This is a genomic window from Fervidobacterium sp. 2310opik-2 (genome assembly GCF_011057735.1).
Taxonomy (GTDB): domain Bacteria; phylum Thermotogota; class Thermotogae; order Thermotogales; family Fervidobacteriaceae; genus Fervidobacterium; species Fervidobacterium nodosum.
In genome coordinates this window covers 105,453-125,195 of record NZ_LNGG01000024.1, presented here as the reverse complement: position 1 = coordinate 125,195, position 19,743 = coordinate 105,453, and the positions used below count along the sequence as shown (strand labels likewise).

At 34.2% G+C, this 19,743-nt stretch carries 18 protein-coding genes; 4 read left to right on the top strand and 14 right to left on the bottom strand.

Translation table 11 applies throughout. The features are described 5' to 3' along the window. Position 1 precedes the first annotated feature (1 nt). The 6 genes from AS161_RS07390 to AS161_RS07365 are packed head-to-tail and all read right to left on the bottom strand — an operon-like array spanning position 2 to position 6,996. Positions 2 to 1,207: an adenosylhomocysteinase gene (locus AS161_RS07390; RefSeq protein WP_011993326.1), complete on the bottom strand. Its 1,206-nt coding sequence runs from the start codon at positions 1,205 to 1,207 to the stop codon at positions 2 to 4. Positions 1,208 to 1,241: 34 nt separating this feature from the next. Beyond that, a complete protein-coding gene (locus AS161_RS07385; RefSeq protein WP_164542323.1) occupies positions 1,242 to 2,417 on the bottom strand; it encodes a hypothetical protein in 1,176 nt (391 codons plus the stop codon). Between the two features lie 3 nt (positions 2,418 to 2,420). Further along, the gene (locus tag AS161_RS07380; RefSeq protein ID WP_206518797.1) at positions 2,421 to 4,133 is read right to left on the bottom strand and encodes a GspE/PulE family protein; all 1,713 of its coding nucleotides are present in this window, start codon (positions 4,131 to 4,133) and stop codon (positions 2,421 to 2,423) included. A gap of 2 nt (positions 4,134 to 4,135) precedes the next feature. Beyond that, complete coding sequence (gene ftsZ / locus AS161_RS07375) at positions 4,136 to 5,203, bottom strand: cell division protein FtsZ (RefSeq protein WP_164542322.1); 1,068 nt, start codon at positions 5,201 to 5,203, stop codon at positions 4,136 to 4,138. Between the two features lie 26 nt (positions 5,204 to 5,229). Further along, on the bottom strand, positions 5,230 to 6,504 hold the full coding sequence (gene ftsA / locus AS161_RS07370; RefSeq protein ID WP_164542321.1) for a cell division protein FtsA: 1,275 nt from the start codon (positions 6,502 to 6,504) through the stop codon (positions 5,230 to 5,232). A 24-nt stretch (positions 6,505 to 6,528) separates the two neighbouring features. Continuing rightward, entirely contained in the window at positions 6,529 to 6,996 is a 468-nt protein-coding gene (locus AS161_RS07365) for a DUF4894 domain-containing protein (RefSeq protein ID WP_164542320.1), read from the bottom strand. Positions 6,997 to 7,180: 184 nt separating this feature from the next. Between AS161_RS07365 and AS161_RS07360 the strand changes: the two genes are divergently transcribed. Beyond that, the gene (locus AS161_RS07360; protein WP_164542319.1) at positions 7,181 to 9,079 is read left to right on the top strand and encodes an SUMF1/EgtB/PvdO family nonheme iron enzyme; all 1,899 of its coding nucleotides are present in this window, start codon (positions 7,181 to 7,183) and stop codon (positions 9,077 to 9,079) included. 12 nt (positions 9,080 to 9,091) lie between these two features. On the opposite strand, the gene AS161_RS07355 is transcribed toward AS161_RS07360, so the two are convergent. From AS161_RS07355 to AS161_RS07320, 8 genes are all read right to left on the bottom strand, one after another. Beyond that, positions 9,092 to 9,646 carry a macro domain-containing protein gene (locus tag AS161_RS07355; RefSeq protein WP_011993333.1) on the bottom strand — a complete coding sequence of 185 codons (555 nt, stop codon included), beginning with the start codon at positions 9,644 to 9,646 and terminating at the stop codon, positions 9,092 to 9,094. Between the two features lie 32 nt (positions 9,647 to 9,678). Beyond that, a complete protein-coding gene (locus AS161_RS07350; protein ID WP_241241358.1) occupies positions 9,679 to 10,851 on the bottom strand; it encodes a replication-associated recombination protein A in 1,173 nt (390 codons plus the stop codon). A gap of 16 nt (positions 10,852 to 10,867) precedes the next feature. Then, on the bottom strand, positions 10,868 to 11,803 hold the full coding sequence (locus tag AS161_RS07345; RefSeq protein ID WP_164542318.1) for an SDR family oxidoreductase: 936 nt from the start codon (positions 11,801 to 11,803) through the stop codon (positions 10,868 to 10,870). Further along, complete coding sequence (locus tag AS161_RS07340) at positions 11,796 to 12,314, bottom strand: metal-dependent transcriptional regulator (RefSeq protein ID WP_164542317.1); 519 nt, start codon at positions 12,312 to 12,314, stop codon at positions 11,796 to 11,798. Before AS161_RS07340 ends, AS161_RS07345 begins: the two co-directional genes overlap by 8 nt. Before the next feature lie 23 nt (positions 12,315 to 12,337). Then, positions 12,338 to 12,946 (bottom strand): uracil-DNA glycosylase, encoded by a 609-nt coding sequence (locus AS161_RS07335; protein WP_164542316.1) that lies wholly within the window; start codon positions 12,944 to 12,946, stop codon positions 12,338 to 12,340. 247 nt (positions 12,947 to 13,193) lie between these two features. Next, positions 13,194 to 15,080, bottom strand: a complete 1,887-nt coding sequence (locus AS161_RS07330; RefSeq protein WP_164542315.1) for an ABC transporter ATP-binding protein — start codon at positions 15,078 to 15,080, stop codon at positions 13,194 to 13,196. An 11-nt stretch (positions 15,081 to 15,091) separates the two neighbouring features. Continuing rightward, entirely contained in the window at positions 15,092 to 16,846 is a 1,755-nt protein-coding gene (locus AS161_RS07325; protein WP_011993339.1) for an ABC transporter ATP-binding protein, read from the bottom strand. Further along, positions 16,840 to 17,304, bottom strand: coding sequence for a MarR family transcriptional regulator (locus AS161_RS07320; protein WP_011993340.1), 465 nt, complete (start codon positions 17,302 to 17,304; stop codon positions 16,840 to 16,842). The genes AS161_RS07325 and AS161_RS07320 overlap by 7 nt, the downstream gene beginning before the upstream one ends. A gap of 223 nt (positions 17,305 to 17,527) precedes the next feature. Here AS161_RS07320 and AS161_RS07315 point away from each other — a divergent pair, with 223 nt between their 5' ends. The 3 genes from AS161_RS07315 to AS161_RS07305 are packed head-to-tail and all read left to right on the top strand — an operon-like array spanning position 17,528 to position 19,743. Then, positions 17,528 to 18,031 (top strand): hypothetical protein, encoded by a 504-nt coding sequence (locus tag AS161_RS07315; RefSeq protein ID WP_011993341.1) that lies wholly within the window; start codon positions 17,528 to 17,530, stop codon positions 18,029 to 18,031. A 16-nt stretch (positions 18,032 to 18,047) separates the two neighbouring features. Continuing rightward, positions 18,048 to 19,058, top strand: coding sequence for a Holliday junction branch migration DNA helicase RuvB (gene ruvB / locus AS161_RS07310; RefSeq protein ID WP_187146497.1), 1,011 nt, complete (start codon positions 18,048 to 18,050; stop codon positions 19,056 to 19,058). After that, positions 19,036 to 19,743 (top strand): YggS family pyridoxal phosphate-dependent enzyme, encoded by a 708-nt coding sequence (locus AS161_RS07305; RefSeq protein WP_011993343.1) that lies wholly within the window; start codon positions 19,036 to 19,038, stop codon positions 19,741 to 19,743. Before ruvB ends, AS161_RS07305 begins: the two co-directional genes overlap by 23 nt.

Sequence of the window (19,743 nt, the reverse complement as noted above, 5' to 3'; positions counted from 1 at the left end):
CTTAAAACTCCCTCAAATATTTTTCTTGTTCTGAAGTCAACTTATCAATATTAATTCCCATAGTCTCAAGTCTCATTTGCGCAACTTCTTTATCTAATTCCTCAGGATAATCGTAGACCTTTCTTTCTAGTTTATTATAATTCTTTGAGAGATAAATTAATGAAAGTGTTTGTAAGGCAAAAGATATATCCATTATTTCAACTGGGTGTCCATCAGCTGCTGCCAAATTTACAAGTCTGCCTTTACCTATGACAAATATATCTTTGTTATTTATTCTATAGCATGTAACATTTTGTCTTATTTCATATTTTTCGGAAGCCATTTTTTCAATCTCTTCCATAGGTATCTCAACGTTGAAATGTCCTGCGTTTGCTAATATTACACCATCTTTCAATTTGTTTATTATTTCTTTGTTTAAAACATCCTTAACACCTGTAGCTGTTATTATGAAATCAGCTTTTGGTGCAAGTTTCTCAATTTCTCCAACTTCAAAACCGTCCATCAAAGCTTCAACCGCTTTGATGGGGTCTACTTCACTGACCATTACCTTTGCGCCTAATCCATGGGCGCGCATAGCGATGCCTCTACCACACCAACCATATCCAGCTACGAGTACGTTTTTACCGGCTATCAACAGATTTGTGTTTCTCATTATCGAATCTAATGTTGATTGCCCAGTTCCATACCTATTGTCAAACATAAATTTCATTTTTGCGTTGTTGACAGCAATCACGGGAACTTGAAGAATTCCATTACTTTGGAGGTTTCTCAATCTTCTAACTCCAGTCGTTGTTTCTTCCGATACACCTTTCAGATTTTCTAAAACTTCTTTTCTCTCAGTGTGAGCAAGTACAGTTAAATCAGCGCCGTCGTCTAATATAAGATCAGGCTTGTAATCTAAAACCATGTGAAGGAATGAAAAGTATTCTTTTTCGCTTTCTGTCCTTTTTGCATGAACATAAACACCAAAATCTTTAAGCGCTTCAGCCACATCATCTTGAGTTGACAACGGGTTACAACCAGTGACAACAACTTCTGCACCGAGTTTTTTCAAAGTAATGGCAAGATATGCTGTTTTTGCTTCAAGATGTATTGACATGCCAATCTTTAAACCACTAAGATTGTACTCCGATGTGTTTTGTATTTTATTTAGTAATTTCATATGCTTTGAAACCCAATCTATCTTTTGGTGCCCTGTATTTTTCATAACTCGCCCTCCTAGATTTAATAAGTTTATAAAGTTATCTCCCGACTGCTATTGTAAGTTTTTTCTGGTATGTTGAATCACCTGATTTTGTTGTAATTATAAGTTCGTAAACACCTGGTTCTGAAAATACAAGTCTTTCAAGTTTTGTTACGAATACCTTCGAAAAAGGCATGAAGAAAAATCGCCTGTTCCCTACTTCAAAGTTATAACCTATTTTTGGAATACTGAAAGATATTTTGTCCATCTTTAAATATCTTGTTGTGTTTTGTTTGTTACTCATGAAAATATTTATCTTAGCTGCTTTACTAGCAACAACACTTTCCTCAGACTCTAAGCTGAAATCTATGTTTTTTGTGCTTATTTCAATTTCTTTTGTTATGGGAACAGAAATGCTTATTTCTTTTATGCTTCCGTCTGCTAAGAAAACTTTTGTGTTAAGTATGTTTTGAGAAAAACTTCCTATTTTATCAATATTAAATTCGAATTTGGATTGAATTATATGAGCTTCGCCTGGAAATATTTTTATATTTTCATTGACTGTTTGAGTATATTCAAAGTCTGAGAATTTCCAAATAATTTTTTGTATTTCCAAATTTTCTTGTTTTGATTTTCTATTTATTATTACCAATGATGGTTTCATTTTTTCGCCGGTAAGATAGAATGGTTCTATCGAAATTTGGTACTCTGTTTCTTCTATATAAGAAAAGTTCCTTGATATCTCGGCTTGCCTTCCGTTGATTTTACATTGGACATAGATAGTATAAGTACCTGCGGAAAGATTGCTGATATCTATCTCTTTTTCCAAATCATATACAAGTTTTTTTGATAATCCTTCTACACTACTTTGTACAGCGGACGGATAAGAAAATTCATACAATGTTTTTTCATTAGAGTATAGCTTTATATAAAAATCGCTTATAATGAAATCTTTCGCAGTTCTCTTAGTATTTGTTATGTAAACCTTTGCGCTAACTCTGTCTGGAGCTTTATATTCAATTTTTGGTAATTCAACAGTTAACTGCAAACTTTCAACTATATTTGAATATGTTTGAGGTGAAACTCTCTGCACAAAAAAGACAAATGCAAAGATTGCTATGACAATCATTATATTTAAAAAAAGAAACTTAAAGCTTCTTTTTCTCAAGCTTCCATAAGTTTGTTTTATCTCTTTTTCTTTCTCTTCGCGGTATTTTTTTGGATCAAAGTTCAAGAATCACTCCTCCTCTTCACCAACAACAGACAGAATCTCTGCAATGGTTGTTTCACCAGAAAGTACTTTGTAGAGTCCGTCTTGGAACATGGAAATCATTCCATTTTTTCTTGCAGCTTTGTCCAACTCAAATGTTGAAGCTTCTTTTTGTATTAACCTTCTTATTTCATCGTTAACGATAAGAACTTCAGCAACCGCTGTACGACCTTTATAGCCTGTGTTATTACATTTATCACAACCTTGACCTACATATTGTATTGGCTTCATATCTGGGAATATCTTTTTTGCTTTTTCAGCGTATTCAGGTGGTAATTCAGTTTCAACTTTACAATAAGGACAGACTTTTCTAACGAGCCTTTGCCCCATGACGCCTATCAATGATGCTGAGATAAGAGAAGGTTCTATTCCCATATTTACAAGTCTATCAATCGCACCTGCGGCAGTGTTTGTATGCAATGTTGAAAGTACGAGGTGACCTGTCAACGATGCTTCAACAGCTAATTGGGCAGTTTCCTTATCTCTTATTTCTCCTACCATTATTATATCTGGGTCTTGCCTTAGGAAAGCTCTAAGGTATTTTGCGAATGTTAATCCTATTTCTGCATTTACTTGACACTGTGTAATACCATCGACTGTATATTCAACAGGATCTTCAGCAGTTACAATATTAACATCTTCAGAATTAAGAGAGTTTATAACAGCGACTAATGTTGTAGATTTACCACTACCTGTTGGACCTGTTACTAATATTATTCCGTAAGGATGTTCAATGAGTTTTTTAATTCTCTCATAGTTATATGGTGAATAGCCCAAATCTTCTAATTTTTTCTTAGATGAAGAAACTTTGAGTATTCTCATAACAACTTTTTCACCATGGACTGATGGCATTGTAGAAACACGGAGGTCAAATTGTTCTTCGTCTTTTTTTATAAAAAACTTACCATCTTGTGGCAATCTTCGTTCAACAATATCCAACCCGGAAAGTATTTTAATTCTTGAAACAACTGCGGAATGCATGTTTCTTGGATATTCTGTGATCCTTCTTAAAACTCCATCGACTCTGTACCTTACTACCACGTTTTTCCTTTGCGGTTCAATATGTATATCACTCGCATCAAGTTCTATGGCATGATTAACAATATTTGAAACAAGTTTAACAGCAGGTGTGTCCTCCTCTGAAATTTTCTCGGTTTCTTCGGTTTTTTCTTCTTCTTCCTGCTGTTGAACAATTGCGTCACCTATTTGTTCAGCAAAAACACTTGAACTCATGCCATGAATAACCGTGTTGTACATGGATTCGAAAATACTTGGTGAAAATAAGCAAAAATCTACGTCTTTATTCATCCTAAATTTGAGTCTTCGCTTTACATTTGGTATATCATAAACATTTGATATGCCAACAAATAATTTGTTATCTTTCTCCGATATAGGAATTATTTTTAATTCTTGAATCAACTCTTTCGGGAATTTTTTAACAAACTCATTGTCGATTTTCACTTCGCCAATGCAAGCTTCTATTCCGTATTGCTCAGCTAAAACTTTAACTATATCATCCCATGTACAGTACCCCATCTGTACAAGTACTTCACCAAGTGGCTTTTTTAGTTGACTTTGCATTTCTAAGGCCCTTTCAAGTTCAAAAGGGGTTATAATACCTTTTTCTATTAAAACATCACCAAGTTTTTTTGGTTTAACTTCCTTTTCCAAAATTATCACCTCTATTCCTTTGTTTTTCCTTTATATTCAAGACCAAATTTGTAAATTGCGGGTATATCTTCTTCAGATTTTGTAAACTTATCTTCGACATCAAAGCGTGTAGCAATTACTGTTACACGCATTTCATCATCTGCAAGTTCGTCATCTATGACCATACCAAATTTCATATCTGCATCTTCACTACAAGTTTGTTTGACGATCATAGCTGCTTCCTGCATCTCTTGTAAAGTTGCGTTACGAGGTGCTGATATGTTTAGGATTATGGACCGCGCATTTTCAATTGGGTAATCAAGGAACTTACTATCTAAAGCTTTTCGAGCAGCATCATAAACGCGTTTTTCACCTTTACCTAATCCGATTCCCAACATTGCGTTTCCAGCATTTCTCATAACTGAATCAACATCGGCAAAGTCAAGATTAATGTACCCTCTCTTCATTATAAGATCAGAAATTCCGCGCACACCTTGATTAAGTATCTCGTCAGCTGTCGCAAACGCATCTACAATGGTTGTTGAGGGTGACAGTTGTTCAAGTAATTTGTTATTGCTTATTTTAATAAGTGTGTCAACTTTTCCAGTTATTTTTTTGATTCCTTCAAGCGCAGCATTCCATCTTGGAGTGCCTTCAAAAAAGAATGGTAAAGTTACAATTGCCACGGTTAATATTCCCATTGTTTTTGCAATTTCAGCAATTACAGGTGCAGCACCTGTACCAGTTCCACCACCAAAGCCGGCAGTTATGAAAAGCATATCGGTACCATGCAATATTTCTTCGAGCTTTTTCCTATCTTCTAATGCAGCTTCTTCTCCTACCTTTGGATTTCCTCCAGCACCTAAACCTTTGGTGAGTTTTTCACCTATCTGAACAACGACATCAGCTTTGCTAACTTCTAAAACCTGCGCATCCGTATTTACAGCGATTAATGTAACTCCACGCAATCCAATCTCAGCCATTCTGTTTATTGCATTGCAACCTGCTCCACCTACCCCCACCACTTTAAGAACAGGAACACCTGGTATTCTCTCACTATTAGTTGGATATTTTCCTTCCTTTTCTATCATGAATGGCATTATTCTTCCCTCCTCAGTGTAAGGTATCAACCGAATATTTTACTAAAGGCATCTGAAATCTTTTTAAAGATACCTTTTCCAGCTTGCTTGGATTTTTCACCTGTAATGGGAGCGTACAAATTTTGTTCTCTTTCATAAACAATTATATTCCCAAAAGCTGCCGTATAAAGAGGAGAAAATACAACTGATTCATCTACTTCACATTTGAACTTTTCTTGGTCGAATAAGCTACCTATTCTTACTGGACATCTGAAGACATCGCTAGCAAGAGCTTCAATCCTTTGTAATGCTGCACCTCCACCGGTAAGGACAATTCCACCGGGAATACCCACATTTGAAAATTCTGGATATTTCAAGGTGTAATCTTTATATAGCTTCTTGACTTTCATAAAAATCTCCCTGAGCCTTGCGTAAATTATCCTTGAAAGATATTCTTTATCGGTTCTTTGTATACTTCTCCCATCTAAACCTTTGTATTCGATGGCTAGCGGTTCAACGTCCAGATACATCGCAACTCCATATGTTCTAAGTAACCTTTCAGCTTCTTGTAACGAGGTTTTAAGTACAATGGCTATGTCTTTTATCACATTTTTCATTGAAATTTCTATTCTTTCCATCTCTAAAGGTGTATTCGCATGGTACATTGTTACAATAGTTGAATTGTAACCAAGGTCTACATGCAATATTCCTCTATCTTTTTCAACATTGGAAAGCACAGCTTCAGCACTCGAAATTGGTGAAATATAATATTCAGCATCGCCGATTATGTCTTTTGTTGCGTATTCTACGACATTTCTATATCGTTCAGAACCCATTACCGTAGTATAAACAGCTGAAAGCTTTCTTGCTTTCATTCCTATTGGATTAACAACAATTTTCTTATCATCTAATACATACCTTTTTACAAAAAGATGCAAAGAATTTTTTTCATTTGCTGGGGAAATATCAGCGAAAAGGTTTTCTGTTAACTTTGATACGTGTTCTTCTGATATATATCCTTCTTCCTTTTCATTTAGTAGCAATTCTTCAGTAACCTCTGACAAAGTAAAGTCTCCACAACTTGATGAAATAAGAAAATCTCCTTTAAGCTCTTTTCCGATTTGTTCCTCGAGATCTTCAATAATTTGCAACATTGATTCATTAAGTGAAACAACGTCTTTAATTTCCCCGTTCTCTATGCCCCTTGTTTTTACATTGGAAAAAGCAACCACGTTTCCGTAACCTTCAGAATAGTCTACTACTATAGCTTTTATACTTTCATTTCCAATATCGATAGAAACAATCTCGTGACTTTTTGGCATACTGTCACCCCTTTATATTAAGTATTATATTGAATATAATTTCCCATTTTTGAATATAAAACGCTTTCCACTATCAAGATATTCACCGATAGTTTTCAATACATTTATACAATTTTCTACATCTTCAATATTCGTAAGATATATTATAGATGAATTTACAGTTGAAATATATTTTTCTTTTAAGTTGATTTCAAAAACGATATCTGGAATATCTTTTGGTATTAAAGAAATTAAGCTGGCACTTACTGTGCCATTTTCTTCGTCTATATCAAGTCCTGTGACAAAAAATGATGAATTGAGGTCATCTTCAGGGAGAACATTGTAAATTTTTGCGTTTTTATCAACAAACCAAACTCTCTTTTTATAATATATTGAGAACCAATAAAAATTTTCACCCTTAAGAGCGAGTGTATGTTTTTGCGAAATAAATAAAGCAATCCAAAAAATAAAGAATACAATATAGATAAATAATATTACGTTATATCTTTTCATTTATTGTCACCCATGTAAATTAGTTTCTATTTTTTGAAACAAAGGTTATAATTTGTAAAATTAGTTAATTTTGGTCAAATTACATAATAATTTTACCACAAAAACTTTAAATAGGTAAAGCAATTTTTTGGTTTTTATGTGATATAATAAAATTAATTAATATCGATATTGGGAGGAATTAAAAATGAGATTTTCTGTTTTGTTTAAAATTTTAGTTTTTATAGTGTTAATGAACTCATTTGCATTTTCTGAGCAACTGGTTTATAAATCAGGTGATTCCATTGATGGAAAACTTGTTGAATTATTTGAGAATTATATTGTTTTTGATACATCATTGGGACGAATATTTGCAATTATTGATCAAGTAAAGTTTGTTATTTTTAATTTTTCCATTCAGCCGGAAGATGGTTTTGTGTCGCTCTCAGGGAAAAAAATTAGAGGTTATGTAACTGATATAAACGGTAATTATATAATAATTAAAACAAATTTTGGAAAAATGAGATTGGTGAGAACGAATGATATTGACTATCTATCATTTGAAAGAGTTGAATTTCAAAGTTTACCTGTTCTCGATGCTCTTAATATCGATTTAAGTTTATCAAATATATACACTGTATTTCTTTCTTCTGGAGACGTTTTCACTGGTCAAAAATTATCTTCAGATGATAAATATATTATCATTTCTGATAATCAGGGAAATGAAATCTACATTGAAAAAGTTTTTGTTGAGAATTTGTACATACCTATTAGCAATGCAAATGGATATGAATTGTTAATTCTAAAGAATGGAAGACGGTTGTATGGAAAGGTTACAAAAGTTGATGAAAATGATTTAGAAGTTTCAGGCGAATGGGGTAAATTGAAAGTTAAACTTTCTGAAGTTGTTTTTACAACTTATAAACCAGGCTATGAAAAACTTCAAACCTCATCAGAAGTTATCTATGACAAAGATGGAGTAGCTTCTATGGTAGTTAAAACTCCGTTAAAAGTTAACAATAAAGAAGTGAAAGTTATAAAAGTTTATCCACAAGAAATTGTTGATCCAAGAACAGGTGTAACTTTTGTATTTATACCAGGCGGTACTTTTAAAATGGGTGCAGATACTTCTTGGGGGAAAGTTGAAGAAGATGAATTGCCGGCAAGAAATGTTTATATTTCTGGGTTTTATATATCAAAATACCCAATTACAGTAAAGCAATATCTTGATTTTCTTAGAGCAGGTAAGAGTTCAAAAGTTCTTTCTGGGAAAAATATTACTCCCGTGACGATAGATTTTCTTGGTTCTAAATTTACGGTAGGTTATACAGCAAACAAAAGCTTTTATGACTTTCCTATAACTAACATAAACTGGATCTCTGCAAAGGCTTATTGTGACTGGGCTGGTTACAAATTACCGACTGAGGCTCAGTGGGAAAAAGCTGCAAGAGGAACAGATGGAAGAATTTATCCATGGGGAAATGGTAAGGCTACGAAATTTAATGACGGAAAAAAAGAATACAGCGTTAAAGCATTTGAAGATGTAGATGTTTCACCCTATGGAGTTGTAAATATGTTTGGGTATCCAATAGAATATTGTATGGATTATTATAGTAAGGATGCTTATAAAAATTTACCCAACGAAAATCCAATAAATACTTCAGGAACTTTAGTTGTTGGAAGAGTTGGAGCTATAGCAAATAGAATTACCGATAGAGTTCCAGTTAGTCCATCTGAGGCAAGGAGTGATTTTACATTTAGAGTTGTTGTTGAGGCAGATTCGATATTTTCTGTCATCAACAAACCAATGGATAACAAACTTATGGGAGTTACATGGTTTGTTGTAAATGATAAAGTGAAAAGTACATATGGAGTTAAAGCTGATGGCCTTTACGTTGCTTATGTTGAGGAAGGATCACCCGCTCAAATTGCAGGTTTGAAAGTTGGCGATGTGATAACTTCTATTGACCAAAAGTCGATTAAAAATCCAGATGATGTTACGAAAATAGTTGCAAATAAGAAGATAAACGACGAGATAACTGTAACTGTTAATAGAGCTGGGCAAATGGTAAATATTAAATTAAAACTCGGTGTTTGGAAGTTCTAATGTTGAATTTCCTTAACCTTTATCTTTGAATTTCGCCAAAAAGTATTCTTCAAATTTGTTTACTTTATAACCGTCTATATCACAGAAAATGATTTTTTGTAATGTGCCTTCATAGTCTTTTAAGTAATTAATTAAGACTTTTGTAACGTTTTCTATAAATCTTTCTAGTGGATAACCGAATATTCCTGTTCCGACGAATGGTATTGCAATCGTTTTAATGCCAAGTTCGTCGGACTTTTTTATTATATTTATAAAGCATTTAACTATAATATCATCGTTTTGCGGTTTATCACCGATAGGCCCAACGGTGTGTAAAACATATTTTGCAGATAAGTTTCCAGCCCCAGTTACAGCTACTCCGCCAGGCTCAACAGGACCATACTTTTTCACGTATTCATCACTTTCTTTTTGGATCGTTGGACCACCTTTCCGAGATATTACACCAGCAACTCCTCCACCGTGACTAAGATATGAGTTAGCTGCGTTAACTATTGCATCAATGTTTTGGGTTGTGATATCCCCAACTACAAATTCAATTTCCACAGGTTTTTTACCAATTTTTATCACATTTTCACCTCCAAACAATGTTTGTGCAGATATTAAATGTCATTGAATCTTTCTGGCCAAAGTTTTCGATATATTTCAGCAATTTTAGATTCTTTTGCTATATTTTTTGGATAATAAAACCTCTCTTTTATTTCTTTTGGTAAATAACTTTGTTTTACGAATCCTCCATACGAATGTGGATATTTGTATCCACTACCTTCGATATTTAATAGATGCTTTGGAACATTCAAATTCATCGTTTTTTGAGCAATTTGTTGGGCTTTGTTTATCGCTTCATAGCTTGAGTTGCTTTTCGGAGCAAGCGAAAGGTATATAACACATTCAGAAAGGTTTAAAATGCATTCTGGTAATCCTACGCTTTCTACCGCCTGCATAGTAGCAGTTGCCAAAACTAACGCAAATGGATCGGCGAGCCCAATATCTTCACTTGCAAGGATAACAAGCCTTCTTGCAATGAACCTTGGGTCTTCCCCACCATTTATCATTCTTGCCATGTAATAAAGCGCAGCATCTGGATCACTACCTCTTATACTTTTTATAAACGCCGAAGCCAGATTGTAATGTTCGGTATCTGTGTATTTTGTTAGCTCATCCGCAGTGTACATTTTAAATATCTCTTCGTCTATTAAATTTTTACCAATTGTTTTTGCAATGTTTGATAGTATTTCGTAAGTATTTATTAAAAACCTTGCATCGCCGTTTGATGACCTTATTATCATATCTTTAACATTCTCAGTTACTTCCATTCCAACGTAAGATATCGCTTTTTCCAAAATTATTCGAAGATCTTTTTCGGAAAGTTTTTTAAATCTTAATACTCTACACCTTGAAAGAAGAGCTGGGTTAAGTACGTGTTGTGGGCTTTCTGTGGTTGTGCCATAGAGCGTGTATATACCCGTTTCCACTCCTGGTAAGAATACATCTTGCTGCTTTTTGTTAAATCGGTGAATTTCGTCTATAAACAATAGGATATTCTTAATCCCTTTCATATTGTACGCGTATTTTTCCCATTTTTTGATGTCTTCTACGGAGGTAAACGCAGCATTTAATTGGACAATTTCGTAATCTGTGTACTTCTTAATAAGGTTCAAAACAGATGTCTTGCCTGTGCCTGGAGGACCGGCAAGGATAGCGGAGAAAAGATTATTTGTCTCAATGGAAATACGCAAAAGAGCACCTTCACCGAGAAGGTGCTCTTGACCGATAAAATTTTCAAAAGAATCAGGCCTGAGTATTTCGCTTAAACCATTCGACAGTTTTCCTCAACCCCTCTTCGAGAGAATGCTTAGGTTCCCATTTTAATTCTATCCAAGCCCTATTGTAGCACAGCAAACTTTTTCTAATATCCCCTTTCCTATGTGGACCATATACTGGTTCTTTTTTATAACCGGTCAATTTCTTTAACAATTTGAATAGCTCATTTGTCGTTGTCCCTGTTGCTGTACCGATGTTTATAACGAGCCCATCACCTTTTTCCATAGCTTTTATATTCGCATCTACAACATCTTCAACGTAAACGTAATCTCTTGTGTATTCGCCGTCACCGAAAATTGTGCAGTCTTCATTTTTAAGCATCCTTGACGTGAATATGGCAACAACACCAGCCTCACCGTATGGATCTTGGCGAGGACCGTAGACATTACCGTATCTGAGAACTGTATATTTAAGACCAAATTCTTTGCTAAAGAATCTTAAATAATTTTCAACTGAAAATTTTGCTATTCCATACGGTGACATTGGTTGTGGAAATACACTTTCTGGCGTAGGAAATACCTTTACATCTTCTCCGTAAATTGCTCCACCGGTTGAAGAGAAAATAAACTTATTTACACCATTTTCTATAGATGCTTTTATTAGATTTATACTTCCTATTATGTTCCAGTTAGCATCTTTTACTGGATCTTTGACAGAAATAGCTACACTTGCTTGAGCCGCCAAATGAAAAACGTATTCAAATTTTTCGTTCGCAAATAACTCATTAACTTTTTGACCATCGTAAATATCCATTTCTACGAACTTTGCTTTAGGATTAACATTTTCTCTTTTTCCTGTTGAAAGGTTGTCGATAACAACAACATCGTGACCTAATTCAACAAGTTTGTCAGTTAGATGCGAACCAATAAAACCAGCTCCACCTGTTACTAAAACTTTACTCATCAACTTCATCCTCCTTTATTTTTTCTTTGAGCTTATATACTTCCTCAGGTATTTCCATATTCATTCTTTGTTCTTTTATGAATTTCTCAAGCTCTTCTGCTTTTTCTTTTGTAAAATCAATTAAAATTGAATAAAACTTTCTCAATTTTCTTCTTGTATCCGCGTCTAAGTCGTATACCATAAGGCTTGCTATTTGCTCTGCTTTTTTTTCTGGTATTCCAACAACATATATGAAGAAATATTTTATTCTGGATTCACCAGATTTTAGCATTTGAGCAATTTTTAAACCTCTTAGAGTTAATTTGACAAAACCATACCTTTTATGTTCGACAACACCAAGTTCTGCAAGCTTTTTAACAGCGTTAGTTGCGCTTGCGTAGGATACGCCTTTCATTTTCGCTATATCAGAAATCCTTGCAACGCCTTCTTTCTCTATGAGCGAGTAAATTGCTGAGATGTAACTCATAACTGTTGGTGTAAGCTTTGTTTCATGCTTAAAATCGTTTTTCACGTAATTTCCTCCTTACTTATTAATTATCTATTAATTTTACCAGTAATTTCTTCCATAAACTGATCGTAATATCTTCTAACTTCTTTTATATCTTGCCAAGTTAAATCTTTTGGGCTTCCTTTTTCTTTAGACGGGTTTCTTAAAAGATAGCTTGGGTGGAACATGGGAAAAATTATGATATCACCTTTCCAAGTGAATTTTTTCCCACGAATTTTTGTTATTGGTTCTTCTTTTCCTAAGAAAAACGTTGCAGCTGTACTACCAAGCGGTATTATCATACGTGGGTTAATTATCTCTATTTGAGCTGTCAAATAATGAGAACATGATTGAATTTCTAGGTTTGTCGGGACACGATTATTTGGTGGTCTACATTTAACAACGTTGGTAATATACACATCCTCACGTTTTATATTAACTGATTCTATAATCTTTGTAAGAAGTTGTCCGGCTTTACCAACAAATGGTCTGCCTTGATTGTCTTCTTCTTCGCCAGGCCCTTCACCAACAAACATTATAGGTGAATATATATTTCCTTCACCAGGAACTGTATTTTTTCTAAGTAAATGCAAAGGGCAGCTTTGACAATTTTTTATTCTTTCTTCAATTATCGCCATCATTTCTTCCTTTTTCATCGAATCACCTAGCCTTCAAAAAACGGATTTAATAATGTTTAGAACTGATTAATGATATTTATGATGAGGCTAACATTGTTTTCTATTACCATTTTACCACATTATTATAACATAAATCAATCATGAAATGCAAGTTTTTTCAAAAAGTACATATTCTTAAAGATTATCAAAAAAAGCCTGCTCGATAAAAGAGCAGGCTAAGAGTTTTATTTGGTTAATTTTTTTAGATTGAGTATTCTCATTTAATTTATGCATCGACTAACGCACCAAGGAACTGACTTCTGTACATATCCGCGTAAAATCCTCCTTTTTCAAGCAATTCCTCATGTTTGCCCATTTCTATAATTTTACCTTCGTTCATGACAAGAATTATATCTGCATTTCTGATAGTTGAAAGTCTATGTGCGACAACAAAGGCTGTTCTTCCTTTTAGTAAATCGTTCATTGCTTTTTGGATATATACTTCCGTAAGTGTATCAACGTTGCTTGTAGCTTCATCAAGTATTAGTATACTTGGATCAGCTAAAAATGCTCTTGCAATCGTTATGAGTTGTTTTTCACCTTGCGAGATATTTGTTGAGTCTTCGCCTATGGTTGTGTTGTACCCGTCTGGTAATGCCATTATGAAATGATGCACATGAGCCATCTTTGCTGCTTTTATTATTTCTTCTTCTGTCGCATTTGTTTTACCATAAGCGATATTGTCTTTTATTGTACCAGAGAATAACCAAGTGTCTTGCAAAACCATTCCAAAGTGTTTTCTGAGGTTGTATCTTTTAATATCGCGTATATCTATTCCATCTACTCTTATACTTCCACCTTGAATCTCGTAAAATCTCATGAGCAAGTTTACAAGTGTTGTCTTTCCTGCGCCTGTCGGACCAACTATAGCGACCATCTGACCGCTCTTAATATCGATGTTTAAATTCTCGATCAGCGGTTTTTCAGGATAATAGCTAAATTTCACACTTTCAAACTTCACGTTTCCGTCAACTTTATCCAGTTCTACAGCTGTTTCTTTATCTGGAACTTCTTCATTTTCTTCTAATATTTCAAAGACTCTTTCCGAAGCTGCCAAGGTTGATTGGATCATATTTACTATGTTTGAGATTTGGATTATCGGTTGGTTGAATTGTCTTGAGTACTGTATAAATGCCTGAACATCACCAATTGTAATGGCTTTCTTAGTTACCAATACACCACCGCCAACTGCAACAATTATATAGCCAAGGTTACCGATAAAATTCATCATTGGCATTATTATACCTGTTAAAAATTGTGCTTTTTTACTTTCCTTGTATAATTCGGTATTTACATATGTGAATTTCTCAAGCTCATCTTTTTCTCTTCCATAAGCTTTTACAACTATGTGTCCTCCATAAACTTCTTCAACTTGTCCTGTGAGTTTTCCCAGTAATTTTTGTTGCGCTGCAAAGTACTTTTGTGAATATTTTGCTATAACTATCGTTGCTATAGCACTTAATGGCAATGTTATTAACGTTAAAAGTGTGAGTTTGACATTTATAGTTAGCATCATATATGTTATACCCACAATTGTTACTATACCAGAGATAAATTGTGTTAAACTCTGCTGCAACGTGTTACTTATCAAATCAATATCATTGGTGATCCTACTGATGATATCACCGTGTGACCTGTGGTCGTAAAAACTTAGGGGGAGTCTTTTCAATTTATCATTTATATCTTCCCTCATTTTCTTTACTATTTTTTGTGTAATACCTGCCATCATGTAACCTTGGGAAAAGTTTAACAACGCAGATATTCCGTAAAGTAGAGCAACGTTCAAAAGAATTCTAAATATCTTATCGAAGTCCATAGATGTGTTAAGGAATCCGGAGAATGGTGTTTTTCTTAACATAATGACTCGGAATATTTCTGTTGTTGCTTCTCCTAAAATTTTCGGTGCTTTTATTGTGAGAACTGTTGCAATTATTGTTATTACAAATACAGCTATAATCGCATATTGGTGAGGTCTTAGGTAAGTCATAAGCTTTTTCAGGGTTTTTTTGAAATCTTTTGGTTTTTCGCCACCTCTTGCAAATGCTGGTCCTCCAGCTCCAGGTCCCATTGGTCTTGGTAGTCTTTGTTTTTGTGTTTGTTCTCTTTTTTCCATATTCTATCACCTCACTGGATTTCTTCTTTGGAAAGTTGCGAGTAAACTATGTCTTGATAAACTTCACTTGTTTTCATTAATTCTTCGTGAGTTCCGATTCCAGCAATTTCTCCATCTTTCAAAACAATTATTTGGTCTGCATGCATTATAGTTGCAACACGTTGAGCAACAATGATAACTGTTGCATCTTTTGTTTCTTTAAAGAGCCTTGTTCGAACCTTTGCGTCTGTTTTAAAATCAAGGGCGCTAAACGTGTCATCGAAAAGGTATATCCTAGGTTTACCTGCAATTGCACGCGCTATCGAAATTCTCTGTTTCTGACCACCTGATAGGTTTAGACCTGCTTGATCAATTTGGTAATCTAGACCTTCTGGATACTTTGAGGCAAACTCCAGAACTTGCGATATATCGGCAGCATTTTCAACCATGTCATTAGTTATCCATTCTCTACCAAATCTTATATTCTCCCTTATCGTCCCTGAAAATATAAAGGCTTTTTGTGTCGCGTAACCTATATTTTTTCTCATAATCTCAAATGGGATTTCTCTAATATCAATATCGTCTATCTTAACACTACCTGAAGTAACATCGTAAAACCTTGTTATTAAATTTAATAAAGTGGATTTTCCCGAACCGGTTGAACCGATTATAGCGGTAATTTTTCCGGGCAAGGCTTTAAACGAAATGTTTTTCAAAACCGGTTCCGCTGCACCGGGGTATTTAAATGTAACATTATCGAATTCTACGATACCTTTGAAGTTATTGTTTATATCTTCAAACCAAGTTGGAGATGATTTTACTTTAATTGCATTCTCTGATTCCTTGATTTTTGTTTCAGTCGTAAGTACTTCTTTAATTCTCTGATTTGAAACACTTGCCCTTGGTAAAAAGATAAAAATAACCGAAATCATTATAAAAGAGAACATAATCTGCATAACATATTGCATAACAGCCATCATCTGACCAACTTGTAATGTACCAGCGTCGATTTGTTTAGCACCAAACCATATGATGGCAATTGTTGTAAAGTTCATAACTATCATCATGTATGGAAATAGTACGGAAGAGATCCTATTTACGATTAAAGCTGTTCGCGTCAGATCGTTGTTAGCTTCGCTAAACCTTCCTTTTTCGTAATCTTCTTTATTGAATGCCCTTATAACCCTTATGCCTGTAACGCGTTCTCTAACAACTAAATTGAGTTTATCTATCTTTTTTTGCATACTCTTGAACAATGGCGCAACTATCCAAGCTATGATTCCAAGTCCTAAAAGCATTACGGGAACTGAAACAAGCAAAATACTTGTGAGCTTAGCGTCTTTTTGGATAGCCATGAATATTCCGCCAACCGCCATTACAGGTGCCATAACAACCATACGCAAAATCATAATTGTGGCTTGTTGAATCTGTGTAACGTCGTTTGTTGTCCTGGTAATCAAAGATGATGTACTGAATTTATTCATATCCTCCAAGGAGAAAGATGTTACTTTCTTGAAGATTGCTTCTCTCAAATCCTTTCCAAGTCCCATACTAACTATGGAAGACGAATAACTGGCAAGTACCGCTGCAATAACACTTATAAACGAGACAAGTAACATCTTGCCGCCAACACGCCAGATATAATCAGTATCACCTTTTGTTATACCTTTATCAACTATATCAGACATCAAATCAGGCAAATATAAAGAAATTATTGCTTGAATAGCTACTAATAAAATTGTTAAGGTTATTAGAAACCAATACTTTTTGAGATACTTGCTCAGCATTTGACTTCACGCTCCTTTAGTGGGAATTCTTCATCTAACTTTTTGTTTATTTTTTCAATTACTTTCAAGAACATTTCTTGCTCACTTTCTTGAAGTGTTGAAAGTATTTTACTTTCCAAATTAGCTAAGACATCTTTTATATAAAAAAGCGCGTCTTTTGCCTTTTGAGTTAAGTGAACTCTTAAAACCCTTCTATCTCTTTCGTCTGTTGTTCTTAATATCAGACCACTTTTTTCCATACGCTTGAGCATAACCGCAACGGTTCCCGGTTCGATGTTTAGTGCGTCTGCTATCTCTTTTTGGCTTATGCCTGGTTTTTTTTCGATTATAAACAGCATCGGGACTTGACCGGGGTGTATACCGAATTCTTTTGAGACTTGTTCATGGATAATTTTGAAAATTCTCTTTTGCAAAGTACTTACATGATAAACAATACCTTTTTTATTATCTGTAAACAACTTATCACTCCTCTCTGCACATTATTTCTGATGTTTTGTAAATAGTTATACGTATAATAGTTATATGCATAATTATGATACGTATAACATATTTTGTCAATACAAAAAATAAAAAAACAAACCGAATTTTTGTTAGAACAATCTTTGATGATACATGCATAGAAAAGGTTAAACTTTGTGGTATAATATTTTTGCAAAGTAATATGTAAATGAGGTTTAAGTCATGAAAAAATTATTTTTGAATACTACGTTTTGGCTTATCGTGGTAAGTTTAATTGCAATGTTTCTTTTATCTATATCCCTTTTTAACCTGAAAAGGGCATTTTTTGTTGTTAGTGATTTGAAGATTAATTTTGAAATCACGGAAACTCAAATAAAAGGAATAAATCTTATTATAAATGCTAATTTGAAAATCAATGCTCCAAGCCAAAATAAAAAAATTGCTATTGAGAAAGAAATTGAACTTGTACAATTAAAAGTTTACGATAGTGCATGGAATATTATAGGCTTGTGGAATGGTGAACCAGCAAAGATAGATGAAGATCTTTATAGCTTAAGCATTGTTTTCTCATCCGTTGAAATTTTCAATAAAAATTTAAAAAATATGAACACTGAAAGTTTTAAAATACAAGGCTTTGCAAAGGTAAGGATTAATTTGGGACGAGAAGGTTTAAGAATTAATGTACCGTTGGAAGCAGAGGTGTTAAATCTTGGAAAAAATAAATGAATACGGTAGTGAAAGGATAGTCTCACCGGAGAGGACTGGTTACGATAGTTATTCCTTAAGACCTAAATTTCTTTCTGAATATATAGGTCAAGAGAATATAAAGGAAAGGTTGAAGCTTGCTATCCAAGCTTCTAAGATGCGTGGCGAACAGCTTGACCATATTTTACTTGCTGGCCCTCCAGGACTTGGTAAAACAACACTTGCAACTATAATAGCGAATGAGCTAAATGCAAATATACACGTTACAAGCGGACCAATATTAGAAAAACAAGGTGACTTAGCTGCGATATTGACAAACCTTGAAGCAGGTGATGTGTTATTTATAGATGAAATACATAGGATGAACAGGAATGTCGAAGAAATCTTGTACTCTGCGATGGAAGATTTTCAAGTTGATATAATGATAGGTAAAGGACCAGCGGCAAGGTCAATAAGAGTGGAATTACAACCTTTTACATTGATAGGTGCTACAACAAGAAGCGGGCTTTTAACCTCCCCTTTAAGAAATAGATTTGGTATGATTTTCGAAATGAATTTCTATACTCAAGAAGAACTTAAGATGATAATAACTCGGGCAGCCGAAGTTATGGGTACTTTAATTGATGATGACGCAGCCCTTTCTATTGCAAAAAGGTCGAGAGGGACTCCAAGGATTGCTATAAGGTTACTCAAGAGAGTTCGTGACTTGAGTACAGTACGTGGCTCAGAAAATATAACACTCAATATAGTTGAGGAAGTTATGAGATTATTGGGTGTCGACGAGTTTGGGCTTGATGAAATGGATAGAAAAATATTGAAGACAATTATAGAAATTTACAAAGGTGGTCCTGTCGGATTGAAATCTTTAGCAGCTTCTCTTGGTATAACTGAAGACACAATCTCAGAAGTTTATGAACCTTTTTTAGTGCAAAGTGGTTTCATTGCAAGGGGAGCACGCGGAAGGATTGCTACTGAAAAGGCTTATAAATACTTAGGTTATAACACTCTACCTGGAGGGTTGTTTGATGGATTCGGAAATATTGAATAGTTATTCAATGATAAAGAAAAATTACGAATACGTCATGAATAAAATTTCGGAACATGCACTGAAAGTTGGCAGAAAGCCAGATGAAATAAAGATAGTCGCTGTTACAAAGACTCATCCTGTTGAGATTATAAAAACTGCTTACGATGTTGGGTTAAGAATTTTTGGTGAAAATTACGCGCAAGAACTTCGTGATAAATCTGAGCAATTAAATTTTCCAGACATTGAATGGCATTACATAGGGCGTATTCAAACAAATAAATTGAAATACATAGTTCCTGTTGCTTATCTCATTCATTCAGTTTATAGGATAAACGAAATTGAGGAAATCAACAAAATAGCTTCGAAAATGGGAAAAATTCAAAAAATTTTGATAGAAGTTAATGTTTCAGGTGAAGAAACAAAAGGTGGTATTAGTCCAAATAATATTGAAGATCTATTGAAGGAATCTGAAAAGTTTAAAAACGTCCAAGTTATTGGACTTATGACGATGGCTCCATTTGTTGAACCGGAATCTACAAGGAAATATTTTAGGATGTTGCGTGAAATTAGAGATGGTATCTCAAAGAGATTTCCGAATTTGAAAGAACTATCTATGGGTATGAGTAACGATTTTGAAGTGGCAGTTGAAGAAGGAAGTACGATAGTTAGAATAGGTACTGCGATATTTGGTGAAAGGGGGAAATAA

What these genes read in the sequence shown, in the direction of transcription:
- AS161_RS07390 (WP_011993326.1), bottom strand. Translation starts at nt 1,207, where the DNA reads ATGAAAAATACAGGGCACCAAAAGATAGATTGGGTTTCAAAGCATATG.
- ftsZ (WP_164542322.1), bottom strand. Translation starts at nt 5,203, where the DNA reads ATGCCATTCATGATAGAAAAGGAAGGAAAATATCCAACTAATAGTGAG.
- ftsA (WP_164542321.1), bottom strand. Translation starts at nt 6,504, where the DNA reads ATGCCAAAAAGTCACGAGATTGTTTCTATCGATATTGGAAATGAAAGT.
- AS161_RS07365 (WP_164542320.1), bottom strand. Translation starts at nt 6,996, where the DNA reads ATGAAAAGATATAACGTAATATTATTTATCTATATTGTATTCTTTATT.
- AS161_RS07360 (WP_164542319.1), top strand. Translation starts at nt 7,181, where the DNA reads ATGAGATTTTCTGTTTTGTTTAAAATTTTAGTTTTTATAGTGTTAATG.
- AS161_RS07345 (WP_164542318.1), bottom strand. Translation starts at nt 11,803, where the DNA reads ATGAGTAAAGTTTTAGTAACAGGTGGAGCTGGTTTTATTGGTTCGCAT.
- AS161_RS07335 (WP_164542316.1), bottom strand. Translation starts at nt 12,946, where the DNA reads ATGAAAAAGGAAGAAATGATGGCGATAATTGAAGAAAGAATAAAAAAT.
- AS161_RS07330 (WP_164542315.1), bottom strand. Translation starts at nt 15,080, where the DNA reads ATGGAAAAAAGAGAACAAACACAAAAACAAAGACTACCAAGACCAATG.
- AS161_RS07325 (WP_011993339.1), bottom strand. Translation starts at nt 16,846, where the DNA reads ATGCTGAGCAAGTATCTCAAAAAGTATTGGTTTCTAATAACCTTAACA.
- AS161_RS07315 (WP_011993341.1), top strand. Translation starts at nt 17,528, where the DNA reads ATGAAAAAATTATTTTTGAATACTACGTTTTGGCTTATCGTGGTAAGT.
- AS161_RS07305 (WP_011993343.1), top strand. Translation starts at nt 19,036, where the DNA reads ATGGATTCGGAAATATTGAATAGTTATTCAATGATAAAGAAAAATTAC.